At 54.9% G+C, this 16,114-nt stretch carries 13 protein-coding genes; all 13 read right to left on the bottom strand.

The window, feature by feature from the left end; translation table 11 throughout:
* Positions 1-40 precede the first annotated feature (40 nt).
* The 13 genes from glyA to SC206_RS10565 all read right to left on the bottom strand — a co-directional run bounded on the left by glyA (position 41) and on the right by SC206_RS10565 (position 16,045).
* Positions 41-1,294, bottom strand: coding sequence for a serine hydroxymethyltransferase (glyA, locus tag SC206_RS10625; RefSeq protein ID WP_332736970.1), 1,254 nt, complete (start codon positions 1,292-1,294; stop codon positions 41-43).
* Positions 1,295-1,596: 302 nt separating this feature from the next.
* Positions 1,597-1,935, bottom strand: a complete 339-nt coding sequence (glnB, locus tag SC206_RS10620) for a nitrogen regulatory protein P-II (protein WP_009638933.1) — start codon at positions 1,933-1,935, stop codon at positions 1,597-1,599.
* Between the two features lie 155 nt (positions 1,936-2,090).
* Complete coding sequence (gene glrR / locus SC206_RS10615; protein WP_332736966.1) at positions 2,091-3,431, bottom strand: two-component system response regulator GlrR; 1,341 nt, start codon at positions 3,429-3,431, stop codon at positions 2,091-2,093.
* 51 nt (positions 3,432-3,482) lie between these two features.
* Positions 3,483-4,118, bottom strand: coding sequence for a two-component system QseEF-associated lipoprotein QseG (gene qseG / locus SC206_RS10610; protein ID WP_332736964.1), 636 nt, complete (start codon positions 4,116-4,118; stop codon positions 3,483-3,485).
* Between the two features lie 150 nt (positions 4,119-4,268).
* Positions 4,269-5,711: a sensor histidine kinase gene (locus SC206_RS10605; protein WP_332736962.1), complete on the bottom strand. Its 1,443-nt coding sequence runs from the start codon at positions 5,709-5,711 to the stop codon at positions 4,269-4,271.
* Between the two features lie 629 nt (positions 5,712-6,340).
* Positions 6,341-8,287: a penicillin-binding protein 2 gene (gene mrdA / locus SC206_RS10600; protein ID WP_332736960.1), complete on the bottom strand. Its 1,947-nt coding sequence runs from the start codon at positions 8,285-8,287 to the stop codon at positions 6,341-6,343.
* A 241-nt stretch (positions 8,288-8,528) separates the two neighbouring features.
* Entirely contained in the window at positions 8,529-8,894 is a 366-nt protein-coding gene (locus SC206_RS10595; RefSeq protein ID WP_332736957.1) for a hypothetical protein, read from the bottom strand.
* A gap of 249 nt (positions 8,895-9,143) precedes the next feature.
* A complete protein-coding gene (locus SC206_RS10590) occupies positions 9,144-10,262 on the bottom strand; it encodes a mandelate racemase/muconate lactonizing enzyme family protein (RefSeq protein WP_332736955.1) in 1,119 nt (372 codons plus the stop codon).
* A gap of 47 nt (positions 10,263-10,309) precedes the next feature.
* Complete coding sequence (locus tag SC206_RS10585; protein ID WP_332736954.1) at positions 10,310-11,104, bottom strand: GntR family transcriptional regulator; 795 nt, start codon at positions 11,102-11,104, stop codon at positions 10,310-10,312.
* A gap of 50 nt (positions 11,105-11,154) precedes the next feature.
* Positions 11,155-12,537, bottom strand: a complete 1,383-nt coding sequence (locus SC206_RS10580) for a dihydroorotase (protein WP_332736953.1) — start codon at positions 12,535-12,537, stop codon at positions 11,155-11,157.
* The gene (locus SC206_RS10575) at positions 12,537-13,472 is read right to left on the bottom strand and encodes an ABC transporter substrate-binding protein (protein WP_332736951.1); all 936 of its coding nucleotides are present in this window, start codon (positions 13,470-13,472) and stop codon (positions 12,537-12,539) included. Before SC206_RS10575 ends, SC206_RS10580 begins: the two co-directional genes overlap by 1 nt.
* Entirely contained in the window at positions 13,465-14,544 is a 1,080-nt protein-coding gene (locus SC206_RS10570; protein WP_332736949.1) for an alpha-hydroxy acid oxidase, read from the bottom strand. Before SC206_RS10570 ends, SC206_RS10575 begins: the two co-directional genes overlap by 8 nt.
* A complete protein-coding gene (locus SC206_RS10565; RefSeq protein ID WP_332736947.1) occupies positions 14,531-16,045 on the bottom strand; it encodes an amino acid ABC transporter permease/ATP-binding protein in 1,515 nt (504 codons plus the stop codon). Before SC206_RS10565 ends, SC206_RS10570 begins: the two co-directional genes overlap by 14 nt.
* Positions 16,046-16,114: the final 69 nt, after the last annotated feature.

The following is a 16,114-nucleotide window of genomic DNA, read 5'->3' as shown; positions in this document are numbered from 1 at the left end:
CACGCGCTGAGGCGTGGTTTTTTCAGCTATCAAAGCCGGATTATGCGTATACAGGGTAGCGTGCGCAGATTTCCAGAACTTTTTGCTTAACGCGTTCGATGGTTGCTTCGTCGTTGACGTTATCAAGCACGTCGCAGATCCAGCCAGCCAGTTCACGAACGTCAGCTTCATTGAAGCCGCGACGGGTCACTGCCGGAGTACCGATACGCACGCCAGAAGTCACGAACGGGCTCTTCGGATCGTTAGGTACGCTGTTTTTGTTCACGGTGATGTTGGCGCGACCCAGAGCGGCGTCGGCTTCTTTACCGGTCAGGCCTTTGTCAACCAGGTCCATCAGGAACAGGTGGTTGTGCGTGCCGCCAGAAACCACTTTGTAACCGCGCTCAAGCACGACGTCAACCATCGCTTTCGCATTGATAGCAACCTGCTGCTGGTAAGCCTTGAACTCAGGTTCCATGGCTTCTTTCAGCGCAACGGCTTTACCGGCGATCACGTGCATCAATGGACCACCCTGACCACCCGGGAATACCGCGGAGTTCAGTTTTTTGTACAGGTCTTCGTCGCCGCCTTTCGCCAGAATCAGACCACCGCGTGGACCTGCCAGCGTCTTGTGCGTCGTGGTAGTCACGATGTGTGCGTGTGGAACCGGGTTAGCGTAAACGCCTGCCGCAACCAGACCGGCTACGTGAGCCATGTCGACGAAGAACCATGCGTCGATGCTGTCTGCGATTTCGCGCATTTTAGCCCAATCAACCACGCCGGAGAACGCGGAGAAGCCGCCGATGATCATTTTTGGCTTGTGCAGTTGAGCCTGACGCGCCAGATCGTCGTAATCGATTTTGCCGGTTTCGTCGATGCCGTAAGGCACCACGTTGTACAGTTTACCCGACAGGTTAACGGGAGAACCGTGAGTCAGGTGGCCGCCGTGCGCCAAGTTCATACCCAGAATGGTGTCGCCCGGTTGCAGCAAAGCAGTGTAAACCGCGAAGTTAGCCTGTGAACCAGAGTGTGGTTGAACGTTTGCATAGTCGGCACCAAACAGCTCTTTAGCACGGTCGATCGCCAATTGTTCAACGATATCAACGTACTCGCAGCCGCCGTAGTAGCGCTTGCCAGGATAGCCTTCAGCATATTTGTTAGTCAGCTGAGAACCCTGAGCCTGCATAACGCGCGGGCTGGTGTAGTTCTCTGACGCAATCAGCTCGATATGCTCTTCCTGACGTACAACTTCCTGCTCCATGGCCTGCCACAGCTCGGCATCATAATCGGCAAGGTTCATTTCACGCTTTAACATCTGCTTCTCCTGACTCAACAAACTTAAATAAACGCCCCTGATGGGTTCTGGGGCACAGTGTAAACTGTTTGCCCCCCCTTGGCATAGTCTCGAAAGCAGGTTTTTAAGCAAACGTTTGGCATCACGTGGCACAAGGCTTTGATCTACTATGACCTACGCCGTTTTAAGCAGGTTTTGTTAATTTTTAGAGGTGAATATTTCAGCTTTGCGAGTGAGAGCACAAAAGGGAAAATCGGGGAATAAAAAGGGAGGGGATGGACAAAAAAGGGACGGGCCGGTAAAAACCAGCCCGCAAAGAGGGATTAGATTGCCTCTTCATCCTCTTCACCGGTACGAATTCGCACCACGCGCGCCACGTCGAAGACAAAGATTTTGCCGTCGCCGATTTTGCCGGTTTGTGCCGTCGTCATGATAGTTTCTACACAGGTATCCACGATATCGTCAGCGACCACGATTTCGATTTTTACTTTCGGCAGGAAATCCACCATGTATTCCGCGCCACGGTACAGCTCGGTATGGCCTTTCTGACGACCAAAGCCTTTAACTTCGGTAACGGTCATCCCGGTGATGCCAACTTCAGCCAGTGCTTCACGCACGTCATCCAGCTTGAAGGGTTTGATAATTGCGTCGATCTTTTTCATGGCAGGCCCTTTTTATCGTCTGTTTGCCCACGCTTTACAGCGGCAGCGGCAAGATTAATTTTTAGCTTTTAGGTGCTCGCGGCACCGGCAGGCGCATAAAGTATCACATCCGCCTCTCTCGTAAAATCAACCGACAGGGAGAGGTCACTATTTAATTAAGGCTCTTTAAAATCATTGGCCTCGAGTTCGTGCCTTGAAAGGAGCTTGTAAAACTCGGTGCGATTGCGGCCAGCGATGCGTGCTGCCTGCGTCACATTGCCGCGGGTAATCTGTAAAAGTTTACGCAAATAGTGCAGCTCGAAAGTGTTACGCGCTTCAACGAAGGTCGGCAGCGCCGTATTTTCGCCCTCAAGCGCCTGTTCGACCAGCGCCTCGCTGATAACCGGCGCGGAGGTCAGCGCCACGCACTGTTCGATGACGTTAACCAGCTGCCTCACGTTGCCCGGCCAGCTCGCCGCCATCAGCCGCTTCATGGCATCGGTTGAAAAACTGCGCACGAAAGGCTTATGTCGCAGCGCCGCTTCGCGCAGCAGATGATTGGCCAGCAGCGGAATATCTTCCGATCGTTCGTTTAACGCTGGCAGCTTGAGATTGACCACGTTGAGCCGATAAAACAGATCTTCGCGAAATTCGCCCTTCGCCATCGCCTTGGGTAAATCGCGATGGGTAGCGGAAATTATCCGCACGTTGACGTCAATATCGTGATTACTGCCGAGCGGCCTTACCTTGCGCTCCTGTAAGACACGCAGCAATTTCACCTGCAAAGAGAGCGGCATATCGCCGATTTCGTCGAGAAACAGCGTACCGCCATCGGCGGCCTGAAACAGCCCTTCCCGACTGCTCACCGCGCCCGTAAAAGCGCCTTTGGCATGACCAAACAGCTCGGATTCCAGCAGCTGCTCGGGCAATGCGCCACAGTTAATCGCAATAAAAGCCTGCTTGCCGCGCGGGCTGGTGCGATGAATCGCCTGCGCTAACACCTCTTTGCCCGTGCCACTTTGCCCGTTAATCAGCAGGCTAACGTCAGACTGCGCCACCATTTTGGCCTGCTCGAGCAACCGCAGCATAAGTGGACTGCGGGTTACAATCTGCTCGCGCCAGCTTTCATCGCCAGCAGGCGCGGACTGGGCCAGCGCGTCGTCGATGGCTTTATAGAGCGCGTCGCGGTCGACCGGCTTGGTTAAAAAGCCGAAAACGCCCTGCTGCGTTGCTGCTACAGCGTCGGGAATCGAGCCGTGCGCGGTTAGTATAATTACCGGCATGCCGGGTTGATGCTTTTGAATCTCGGCGAACAGCGCCATGCCGTCCATTTCGTCCATTCGCAAGTCACTGAGCACGAGGTCAATACGCTCGCGGCGCAGCAGCTTCAACGCCTCTTCTCCACTTGCGGCCGTGGTGACCTGAAAACCTTCGCTTGAAAGGCGCATGCCCAGCAGCTTTAACAGGCTGGGATCGTCGTCCACCAGCAGCAGGCTGGCGTTTCTCCGTGCGGTCATGTTACTCCCGTCGCCCTTGGCTGACCCTTGTCATTTTGATAGCGAATTGAATCACTTGGTATCTTGATCGTGAATATCGGGCGCGTCGCTTTGCATCTGTTTGCGCGACGACAGCTGGCGTTCAATGTCGGTCAGATTCTCCAGCTTGCGGCGCGTGTCGTCGAGACTGCTTTGCAGCGCCTGCTGTTGGCTCGTCATCTCTTGCAGCTTCGCTTCGTTGGCTGCCTGCATACGAGCATTGCGCGCTTTCTCATCTTCAAGCGTCACCTGCAAGGTTTGTCGCTCGCGCCACAGCTGCAATAAAGGACGAATCGACCCCGGCATCTGGCCTCGGTAATCGTTAACGTTTTTCAGCAACTCTCTACGCTGAGCCAAATTTGGATCGGTAGACGCCACCAGAATGCTCTGTTTAAACACGTTCGCCCAGCCTGAAGAATCAATCTGCGTGGCCTGATAGCTCGCCTGCGCGTTGTCCATTCGATCGGCGCAGTCCATCGCCCGCAGCCAGTAGAGCGAATTATCGAGCGTCGCGCTGTCGTCCAGCGCCCACAGCGTTTCGCAGGGCGCAATATGGAAGTCGATCACCTTGCTGGCCGGGATCACATCTTCTTCAACCTTCTGTTGCGCCTTGTCTTTTTGCTGTCCCGCACAGCTCGCGAGCAGCAGAGGCATTACGGCTGCCGACATGAACAGCAGCGTTTTTCCCTTCAATCCTGTTTTGCACGAGCTTAGGGATGAACTTATGGATGAACGTATGGATCGAATACGAAAGCTGTTGTAACGAAGAGCAAGGCCAACGCGGCCTATAAAGAGTAATACTGGGTGCATGATTTTATTTTACTCAGCTAAGTTTGCGCCGATAGCGGGCAGCTCAATGCGAAAACAGACGTCGGCGTAGTCCACCTCAACCAGTTTCAGCTCGCCCTCCATACGCTTGATACAATCTTTGGCGATACTCAGTCCCAGCCCGCTGCCCTTGACAGCGCCTTTGCGCAGTTGGCTTCCCTGAAAGAAAGGCTCGAAAATCATCGCCCGCTCGCTCGCCGGAATAGGCGTGCCGCTGTTGGCGACGTCAATAATAGTTAGCGGCCCTTTCTGCCAGCTGTGAAGCCAAATGTTACCGGATTCGGCCCCGTAGTGCACCGCATTGGAGTAGAGATTGTCCAGCACCCGCACCAAAAGCACCGATTCTGCCCAGCACGCTGGCGCTTCGGCCTTTATCTCAGTATGGATCAACTTACTTCGCGCCGTCAGACTATGTGCCGCCGCCACGCTGTGAAGAATTTCCGGCAGGTTAACCTGCTCTTTGTCGGTCGGCACGTCGGCCAGCCTGCGGTTGTAGTCAAGCAGCTGTTCGATCAGCGTTTGCAGATGACGGCTGCTGGTATTCAGTATCGCCACGACCTCTTGTTGGTCGGCGGTGAGCGGCCCTGCGACCTCATCGCGCAGCAACTCGGTGCCTTCGCGCATGCTTGCCAGCGGCGTTTTCAACTCATGGGAAATATGGCGTAAAAACTCGTGACGCTGCGATTCAAACCATGCCAGCCGTTCGCTCAGCCAGTTAATACGTTTTGCCAGCGCGCGAATTTCTCTCGGCCCGCGAAATTTAGCCACGCTGCCCGGCGCACGGCCTTCGCCAAGCCGATTGATCATTCTTTCGACCCCTTTGACCGGGCCGATAATCATGCGAGTAAACAGCACCACCAGCATGCCGCTAAGCAGAAACAGTACCAGCGCCTGCCAGCCGAAAAACTTGCCGCGATCGGCGATGGCGCGCTGCAACTGCTGACCACGAGAGTAGATCACATCGCGGGTCACTTGCACCATCTCAGCGTTGGAACGTGAAAATTCTTCGAGCTGGCGCGAAGATTCGGGTTCTGGACTGTTATTTTCACAGCGAAAGGAGGAGAGTTCGGTCAGCAGGTCACGCAGATTTTGATAATAGCGGCCATCGGGCAGCACCGAGGCGTGGGCATCGAGCATCTGGGAATACTGGCGACGCTGGCTTTGATAAAGCGTCGAAAGCGTAGGATCGTCGAGCACGCAATATTGCCGATAACTGCGTTCCATTTCGAGCGCGATGCTGGTCATGGATTCACTGCGGCGGGCGTCGACAATAGTCGTGCGATTGATTTCGGCGGCCTGACGACTGAGATGATTCAGGCTTTCATAAGCCTGATAGGCCAGCACCAGCAACGGCAGCAGCACCAGCAAAAAGGCCATCAGGACCAGCTGTCTCAGCGATCCGGGAAACAAACGCCACTTTTTCAAGGAAATCATCTCGCTCTCATTGGGTTGTTTGATGCTAACCGAGGCGGATGTGGAAGAAAAGAAGAGAACTTTGTGACGCAGGGTGATGCGATGAACAGAAGGTGGCGCGATGAAGCTGAGGGTTGCCCTGTAGAGAGCTTAACGCCGGTCTACAGGGCAGAATAGGTGGTGCCTCACTCAACGTGTCGTTCGATGCTTGATAAGATTGCCGAGGCAACGATATCGGTTTGGGTGAACGATAGGCACCTTTTCTATGGCGTCATTCGAATGTTATGAGCGCAAATACGGTAAACCGCAAAGGCATTAATAACCGGGTGAATGAGCAACCGAGGAGAATATAGCAGGAAACGTGCCAACATTTAAAGATATTTTATAACTTGCTGTTACAGAAAGGATAAAAATATTTTGAGTGTGGTCACTAGTCTAACTAAGGCCATAATTTATGGTTATAAATCCGCCACTTAGTCTCTAAATTGAGACAGATTGCGAGCCTAATTTAATAGTCTTTATATTTCAGTAAGTTAAATGTCGCCGATTAGCGACATTAAGAATACTCCCTGTCGCCGAACCGAGACACCCCATATTTTGGCTTCTCGGACGGCGATATTTTCAGGCGGGAATTTTCCAGATTCTCAGGATCAGTGCTCGCTATAGCCTTCGGTGCCCGGCGTTAACGAGGTGAGCTGGCAGGCCGGGCTGCTCTTGTTTTTATCGTCCTGACAGTCTGTAGCATCGTCTTTGACGAAAATATGGTCAAGAATCGCTCGCATGGTTGGACCTGCCACCACGCCGTCGCCGCCGCCGTTTTCAAGAATTAAGGCGACCGCCACCGTTGGATGATCAAACGGCGCAAAGGCGGTATAGAAGATGTGGTCACGCAGGCGCACCGGCGTCATTTTGGCATTATAGTTTTGGTTTTCGCGCAGGCTAAATACCTGCGAGGTCCCTGATTTAGCTGCAATTTTATAAGGCGCCGTGTGGAACAGCTTGTAGCCCGTGCCGTTTGGCGCGTTCGCCATGCCAAACATCGCGTTTTTAACGATGTTCCAGTAAGGCGATTTAGGGTCGGCAATCTGCTCGGTTGGCGGCATCTTGTAAGGCGTGATCACCTTGCCAAGCTGCATCGAATCAAGCAGGTGCGGCGGCATGATCTTGCCGTTATTAATCAGAATGGTCATCGCCTTCACCATCTGGATAGGCGTCGCAATCCAATAACCCTGACCGATGCCGACAGAAACGGTATCACCTTGATACCACTCTTTTTTATGCACCTTCATCTTCCACTCGCGGCTTGGAAGATTGCCGTAATACTGTTCGTCGAGATCGATGCCCGTTGATTTACCGTAACCGAATTTACCGAGCCATTCATGGATGCGGTCAATACCCATCTCATAGGCGACCTGATAGAAGAAAGTATCCGCCGACTCTTCAATCGCCTTGGTGACGTTGAGATAGCCGTGGCCGGTTTTCATCCAGTCGCGGTAATGACGCTCGGTGCCCGGCAGCGTCCAGGTTGGCGCGCCAAAGAAGGTGGTCTGCGGCGTAATCACGCCAGCAAACAGCGCCGAGATCGACATATAAGGTTTAATCGTTGAAGCCGGCGGATAAAGGCCCTGCGTCACGCGGTTAATCAGCGGCAAATCCGGGTTTTTCAGCAACGCGCTGTAAGCTTTGCCGGAAATACCGTTTACAAAAGGATTCGGATCATAGCTCGGGCTGGAAACCATCGCCCGCACCGAGTTGTCGCGCGGATCAAGCACGACTACCGCGCCGCGCTGGCCTTTTAACAGCTGCTCGATGTACTGCTGCAAGCCGAGATCCAGCGTCAGCTTGATGTTCTGCCCGGCCTGCGGCGGCGTTTCGGTAAGCAGACGCACGACGTGTCCGTGGTTATCGACCTCAACTTCCTGATAGCCCGTGCGTCCGTGCAGCTCTTTTTCGTAATACTTTTCAATGCCCTGCTTGCCGATATCGTGGTCAGCAGCGTAGTTTTCCGCCTCGCCGTCGGCTGAAAGCTGCTTGTCGTCGCGGTCGTTGATTTTCGACACGTAGCCCACAACGTGCGCCAATTCGGCACCGTAAGGGTAACGGCGCTGCTGATAGCTGCTGATTGACACGCCCGGGAAATTAAATTGATTCACAGAAAAACGCGCCACTTCCTCATCGGTCAGGGCCAGTTTTAAGGGGATCTGCGCAAAACGACGGCCGTGATACATCGCGTCTTTAAAATCGGCCAAATCTTCCGGCGTCAGGTCGACGATCGGCGTCAGCGCTTTCAACGTCGCAGGCAAATCCGCAACTTTGCCCGGGATCACCTGAATCTGGTAGAGCGTAATATTCTGCGCCAGCACTACGCCGTTGCGGTCCATGATCAGCCCGCGACTCGGGGCGATGGGCAGCATTTTGATGTCATTCTGGTTTGAACGCGTTTGATAAAACGAGTGCATGCCGACCTGTAGGTGGTACAGGTTGAATACCAGCACGCCAAACATCAAGAAGACAAAAATAAAGGCGATAACAGCACGACGGACAAAAAGCGTAGCCTCAGCCGAATGGTCGCGGATTTCTTCGTTCAATAGGGCCATTACCGGGCGATTACCTTTCTTGTCAGCGGTCAGAATTTAAGCAAATGCGGGGGTGCAGAAAGGGCGCAAGGATAACGCTTCTTATTGAGGACGACCATAAGAAGTGTGCTAATGAATTCACAGGAGTGTTTCTATTTATGTATAAGTGCTAAATATGTCGAAGTGTTGAAAACGGGCGGGGACAATTGAGAATAACAGGCAAGGCCTCAAGCCGGAAAATAAGGTTGAGGCGCGTGATTATTTAATTTGCGTCTAATTTCACGCAGTCAGCGTAGATATAACCTTCTGTTTCGTTGGCAATGACGAAACTGTTTTGCACGTGAATATACATCAGGTTATGGGCTGTTCCAGCCTTCATTGGCTGATTATTCTGGCCGATAATATCGGTAAGTTCAGGACTGGTAATGCTTTTATTGGCATCGGGGAACACGGTAAACGAATTACCCGCGTCCGTCACTTTTGCCTCTTTGTTCAACACTTCGGCTGAATCATCGCCGTCAGGCCGCTGAATGCTGTGGGTTAGAACACACTTGTAATGCGTTTCTGCGAATGCTGTGAAGCTAGAAAAAGTCAGTAATACCGCAATGAAAGCGACGAGCCTGGCCATTGAAAAATCCCAACTAAGAAAAGTAGGCCACATCCTAACACTTGCCAATATTATAGAAAGTAGGCAACAAAGAAATAGTCACAAATAACGATTTTACCGAGGAGTAAACATTCGCGTGTTATCACGCAATAATAAAAGCCTGTTTCTCCATTAAACAAAAAAACCCGTCTACAACGTGACGGGTAGCAATAAGCCAATATACACAAACATTAAATCTAAAAAACGACGTTATTTAGTGCGAACAATGAATTACGCCGTTTTAACTAAAAACTTTTCGATGATCTCCATTCGCGGTTCAACGCCCAATCCCGGGCCTGAAGGCAGGAAGGCGTAACCATCGACAATTTTGACCGGTTCTTTGGCTAATGAACGGCTAATTTCGCCCGGCTCGACGCAATATTCCATCACTAGCGCGTTTTCGATGGCGCAGAGGAAATGCAGCGACGCGGCAGTATTAATATCGGTAGTGAAATTATGATTACAGACCTTACGCCCGCGGCTGTGCGCGTATTGGGCAATCTGCATCGCCTGCGTGAAGCCGGTGCGCGTAACGTCGATTTGCACGATGTCAATTTGACCTTCGTCAATCAAGCGCTGGAATCCGACCACCGTACACTCTTCTTCACCCGCCGCGATGTGCTGCGAGCAGGCCTGCGACACCTTGCCGTATCCGGCGTAATCATCCGGGTGCAGCGGCTCTTCAATCCAGAACAGATTAAACGGCTCAAACAGCTGGGCGCGACGAATCGTGGTTTTGGCATCCCACGCTAAACCGACGTCGAGCATGAAATCGACGTCATCGCCAATCGCCTGACGAATCGCCTCGACGTATTGCACGTCGCGCTTTTCGTCCAGCCCAAACGGTTCCCAACCAAATTTAACGCCGGTGTGGCCGGTATCTACCGCGTGACGAGCGCGCGCGACGGTATCTTCAATGCTGAACTGGAACATATTCGACGAATAAACCCGCATCCGGTCACGCATTGCGCCGCCGAGCAGCTCGACGATCGGCTTATCCAGCGCCTTGCCTTTGATATCCCAGAGCGCGATATCAATGCCCGCCATCGCCTGAATTACCGCGCCGTTACGGCCATAATAGATGGTCGCACGGTGCATTTTGGCCCACAAACGGCTGGTTTCCAGCGGATTTTCGCCGATCAGCAGCGATTTCAGCCCTGTCACCATGGTGTGCGAATACGGTGCTTCGATGATGGCCTTGGTGACATACGGACTGCCATCGACCTCGCCCCAGCCCACTACGCCCGCGTCGGTGGTAATTTTAATCAGCAGCGCATCCTGTGAACTGTCGGTACGTGCTTCAATGTTTGGCAGCCGCAAATAAAACGCTTCTACATCAATAATTTTCATAACCCGCCCTGCCCTTAAAAGTTTTATTCTCTTTATAAGCCCGCTTTTCAGGCTGTTTGCGAAGCCGCTCGACGTCGTTCGGCAATAATTTTTTGATAGTCCACGTCCAGCGCCTGAACGCGGACGTGCAATTCAATTTCACGCAGCATTTGATTGATGTCTCCGGCGGCGAAAACCCGCACCAGCTGGCGATGTTCTTCGATAATCGCCTCCATCGATTTGCCCATGGTCGATAAACCGAAAATCACCGTGAGCTGGCGGGCGATCGATTCCCAGAGCTTGCTCAACACCGGATTGTTGGCGAAGCTGCACAGCACGCGGTGAAATTCGGTATCCGCCGAGGCAAAACCGTACACGTCGCCGCGCTGCTGCATCAGCACCAACTCTTCAACGCTGGCATTCAGCCGCGCAATTTGCGCGCTGCCATTGTGGCCAAGCTCAATCGCCCGCTGGCAGGCCAACGTTTCGAGCGGAATGCGCACGTCGATAATCTGCTCGAGCCGCTGCTGGGAAATATCCATCAGCCGAATCCCTTTGTAAGGTTCGCTCGACACGATGCCCTGACTTTCAAGAATGCGCAGCGCCTCGCGAATCGGCACGCGACTCATGCCGAGACGCTGCACTAAATCCGGCTCCGAAATTCTGTCGCCCGGCAAAATCAGCCCGCGCGAGGCCGCAGAAAGAATGGCATCTACCGCGTGATCGACCAGCGTTCTGGGTCTCGCCGGCTGCCAGGCGTTATCGGCCTGTTCCGCCTGCTGAGTGATTGGCGCTGTCTCGAGGTCCGTTTTTGCTACGGCCTGTTTTCCCTGCGTTTTTTTCATCATTTGTTTCGTTACCATGATGGATCCCAACGCCCTCTCCGAGCGCCTAACTGTATGTTTGGTAGCTGTTATTGATGCGCCGCGCGGGTAATAAATTGCCCAAAGCCCGGCGCGACCTGAATTTTTCCGTCTTGATAAACCGGCACGCCGCGAATCAGCGTCATCACGACCTTGCCCTGACAGTGCAGCCCTTCAAAGGCGCTCCATTTGCCAAGCCCGTGAAACGCCGCGCCCTTGACCGTCCAGCCTTCATTTGGATTATAAAACGCCAGATCGGCATCAGATCCAATCGAAATGGTGCCTTTTCGTGGATACAAACCGAAAGTTTTCGCCGGACCCGTGGCCGTCATGCGCGCAAATTCGCTGAGCGACAGCCCACGTTTCACATGACCTTCGCTAAAGAACATCGGCCCAAGCGTTTCAACGCCCGTCAGCCCCATGCCCGCTTCCCAAATGGATTCCAGCCCCGCCGCCTTCTGCTCGGGCAAATATGGGCAGTGATCGGAGGCCAACATATCGACGTCGCCCGCCAGCACCACCGACCACAGCGCGTCGACGACCGGACGCGGACGAATCGGCGGGCCGCAGCGAGCGTTTGGCCCAATGCGCACCAAATCTTCCTCATCGAGAATCAGATAATGCGGGCAGGTTTCGAAAGAGACTCGCGCCGTGCTGCGTGCATTGACGATGTTCTGCGCCGCGCGCGCCGAGCTGACGTGCACAATATGACAGCGCGCGCCGGTCTCTTGCGCCAGCGTCAGCACGCGATTCACGGCTTCAACCTCGGCGATTTCCGGTCCGGCCAGCGCGTGGGCGCGAATATCTTTACGTCCGGCGCGGCGCAACTCGCTTCCCGCACCGATCAAAATATCGTGATTTTCGGAGTGAATGCCGATCAGCCCGTCGAACTTACGCAGCGTTTGCATCGCGCGCAGCAGCCCGTCGTCGTCCAGCCGTGGCAAGCCTTTCAAATCTGTGGCTTCGCCGTTTGGCGCGCCGCTGCATAAAAAAGCTTTGAAAGCGATGGCACCGGCGGCGTCGAGATCCGCCAGTTGGTGCACGTTTTCGCCGTCCAGCCCTGCCCACATGGCAAAATCGACGGCGACGTTTTCGGCCAGCAGCCCGCGTTTCCAGTTGAAGTTTTCCAGCGTGGTGGCCGGTGGCAGTGAATGCGGCATCTCGACAATCGTTGTGACGCCCGCCGCCGCCGCGCCCTGCGTGCCTTCGCGCAGCTCCTGCTCAGGAAAATCGTGCGAGCCGGTGAAATGAGTGTGAACGTCAATCGCGCCGGGCATGACGATAAGCCCGCTGGCGTCGATCACGTTGTCAGCCGCAGGAAGTGCGCAGCCGGGGGCAAAAATGCCGACGATTTTTCCACCGTCGATCGCCAGCTCGGCGCGCAATTCGCCACTTTCGGTGACCAATATTCCACCCATGATTAACGTCTCCATTACACTCTCCCGTCAGTGAGGCTGCTTTCGACTAAAACTTCGTAAGGCGCTGGCTGCGACAACCATCCGGCCTGCTGCAAAATAGTTGAAAAATGCGCAAAATCGGCTTCTGCGATTTCCGTAGAAGAAGCAAAAATCTGCGCCTGCTGATAACCCCGCACGGCTTCGACCAACCCGTTAAACGGATAATCGGCATAGTAAGGGGCGATCAGTTCGCTGACCTGTTCGGCGGGCGTCGCGTGTAACCATGCCAACGCGTGACCGATCGCGCGGCTAAAGGCTTGAAAAGCCGGACGATCGGCGGCAATCATTTCTGGTCGCGCAATATAGGCGCTCCACGGCACGGGCCCGGTCAGTGGCGACAAACTCTGCACCAGTGCCAGCTCGCCATTGGCGACGGCGGGCGCAAGCGCGTGCAACGAATGCAGCGCGTAATCAATTTCACCGGCCGCGACCGCCGCGAAATCCTGTTGCTGATTGCCGCTCCCGGCAATCAGCGTAATTTCGCTTTCATTAATATCGTGCTGTTCGAGCAGCCAGCGAAAACAGAGGCTCGCCGTGCCGACATTGCCGACATCAATGACTTTTTTGCCGCGCAGGTTGGCGACGGTAAATTCCGCTTCGGGTTGTGCAGACGCCAGCGACCACGGATTCCCGGCCACGGCGGCGCAAAAGCAGACCAACGCCGGTCCGCCATCCTGATGATTTTTCATGATGACCATCGGGCCACCAATGGTCAGGTCGGCTTCACCGGCGATCACGGCGGGAACCTGGCCGCCCTGAATGGTGTGGCCGCCAGACTGCGCGGTGGTAAATTCGATTTCTACGCCTTCGCGAGCAAAAAAACCCAGGCTTTCGGCGACAAAATGCGCGCAGTAATAGACGCGCGCCTCGCTGGCATCGCCCTGATTCATCACAAGAACCGACTTATTCATCACTGACTCCAAAACTATTGGCGCGAGAGGCAAGAAATTCCGCGTTTAACTCGTTGATATCGTTAATGCCGCACCAGCTGCTCAGCGCGGTGATTTCATTGATCAAGCCGCCGAGCAGCGCGTCGACCGCCTGTTCACCACCGGCGGCCAGCGCCGTGATAACCGGGCGAACCAGCACCGAAAGATGGGCTCCCAAACACTGGGCGACCAGCACGTCCGCGCCGCTGCGAATGCCGCCGTCGATAGCCAGCAAGCCGTTGAAATGTTGACGAATAACAGGCAGCTGCTGCGCCGGCGTGACCCAGCGCGCGCTTTGGCGCAGGCCGATATTTGAGACCATCAGCGCCTCACAGCCCACTTTTTGCGCCTCTTCGGCATCAAGCGGATGCAGCACGCCTTTGACCATCACGGGCAGATGGCGCGTTTTCGCGTGGGCCAACACCTCGGCCAGTTCGCGCCACGACCAGGCAGGAAACGCGGGTAACGGATGCACGCCCGCCGCCGTCGAACCAATGGTTTTCCAACCGCGCCGCACCAGCTCGTCGCCAATCGAAAAACCGCCGGGCTGGAGACCTTTAACCGGATGCACCGGCGCCAACAGGGTTAAAATCAGTCCCTGCGCGCCACAGTCGGCGGCGTGGTCGAGCAGCGCAATAATTCGCTCGACGGGACCCGCCGCGCGCAGCTGCAACCAGCAATCATCGTGCTCGGCGCAAATTTCAGCCAGCGGCGTGACAGTCTCTTCAGAGATAAATAGCGGCAAACCAAGGCGCTGGCAGACTCGTGCAATCGGCAGCAGGCCCTGCGGATGAAAGACTTTATCGCCCGCAAAAGCACCGACCGCCAGAGGAGCAGACCAGCGACGGCCAAACGGCTGGCTGCCAATGTTCAGGCTCTGTCCGCCGCGCATCACACGCGGCACTAAACGAAACTGTTGCAGCGCGGCGGCGTTGGCATCTTCCTCGCCGGGCGGCAGATCTTTCGGCTGCCCCAGCATGTAGCGATAGAGCGCCTCGCCGAGCCTTTCCCGCGCCTCGATGGCATGCGGCAGCGGGCTGTCACTCATTTTCATGATTCAGCTCCTGTTGCAAAAAGGCGGAGAAAGCAGGGGTTCTTGGCTGTTGCAGAATTTCCGGTCCGCCCTCTTCAACCAGCACGCCGTCTTGCAGGAACACAATACGGTCGGCGACGGTCGCGGCAAAGGCGATGTCATGCGTACTTATCAGCAAGGTCATACCGGTTTTGGAAAGCGAACGAATGGTTTGATTCACTTCGCGCACCAGCTCGGGATCCAGCGCCGAAGTGGGTTCGTCGAACAGTAAAATGCGCGGCTCGGCGGCCAGTGCGCGGGCAATGCCGACGCGCTGCTGTTGTCCGCCAGACAGTTCGTGCGGCAGCGCCACCTCAAAATTCTCCAGCCCCACCAGCTTCAACGCACGTTTAGCTTTCGCCTGCGCCAGCTCTTTCGGCATCCCCTGCACCAGCAGCGGAATGCTCATGGTATTTTGCAGCGCGGTCATGTGATCGAAGAGTGCAAAGTGTTGAAAAACAATGCCAATTCCCGAGGCGGCGCGGTTGCTCGGCAGCAGGCGTTCGGCCAGCACTTTGCCCTGTCCATCGCAGCCCATCACGTGCCCTTCGGTATCAATCGTGCCACCAGCGCGCGGCGTCAGCGCCAAAATCGATTTCAGCAGCGTACTTTTTCCCGAACCGGAACGCCCCAGCAGCACTACCACTTCGCCACGGCGCACTTTTAGCGTCAGGCCTTTCAGCACGGCTTTTCCGGCGTATTCCACGCAAAGATTGTCGACATCCAGCACTACGGCGGCGTTTTTGCTGTCCCATTGCTGTTTCGGCATCTGCGCCTGCGTCTCTTCGATAGGCACTTCGACGGCATTTTTGACCAGCCGCGCGCGACGTGCCCGCTCTTCGAGATTGAAATGCTTTTCGAGCCAGTACTGCAAACCGGCCAGCCCCGACGACATAATCATATAAATGCCGCCCGACGCCACCAGCACCGGAATAAACAGAAAGTTTTGAGAAACGATGGTCTGTCCGCGCATGGTGAGCTCATTGACCCCCACCACGGAGGCCAGCGAGGTCGATTTCAGCAGCCCGACGGCCTCATTGCCAAGCGTCGGCAAAATGGCGCGCAGCGCCTGAGGGATCACCACGTGGATCATCTCTTTCGTACGCGAGAAGCCGAAAGCCTGCGCGGCGGTGCGCTGGTTGCGGTCGGTGGCGGCGATACCACCGCGAATAATTTCGGCACAGAACGCCGTTTCGTTAATCATCATCGCCAGCATGGCGCTGGCAAAAGGGCTAAAACGCAGCCCGAACTGTGGCAGGACGTTGTATAACAGAATCAGCTGCAACAGCACCGGCGTGCCGCGCAGAATATAGATATAAACCTGTACCGGAACGCGAATCAGGGCATGGCGCGAGGTGCTGGCAAGGGCCAGAAAAAAGCCAATGATGATCCCTCCGGTCAACGCACCGACAAGCAGTTCGACGGCGATTACCGCGCCCTGCCAAAGATATGGCAGCGTGAGGTATTGGAAAAAATCTTGCATATCGTCGACTCCTGGCGGTCAGACTGGGTGTTCAGTTGCTGTCTAAAATATAAAAATAAGACAAAAAAG

The sequence above is a fragment of the Rouxiella sp. T17 genome, from assembly GCF_036663475.1.
Taxonomy (GTDB): domain Bacteria; phylum Pseudomonadota; class Gammaproteobacteria; order Enterobacterales; family Enterobacteriaceae; genus Rouxiella.
The sequence above is the reverse complement of the archived record's forward strand: the minus strand, read 5'-3'. Positions and strand labels throughout refer to the sequence as shown.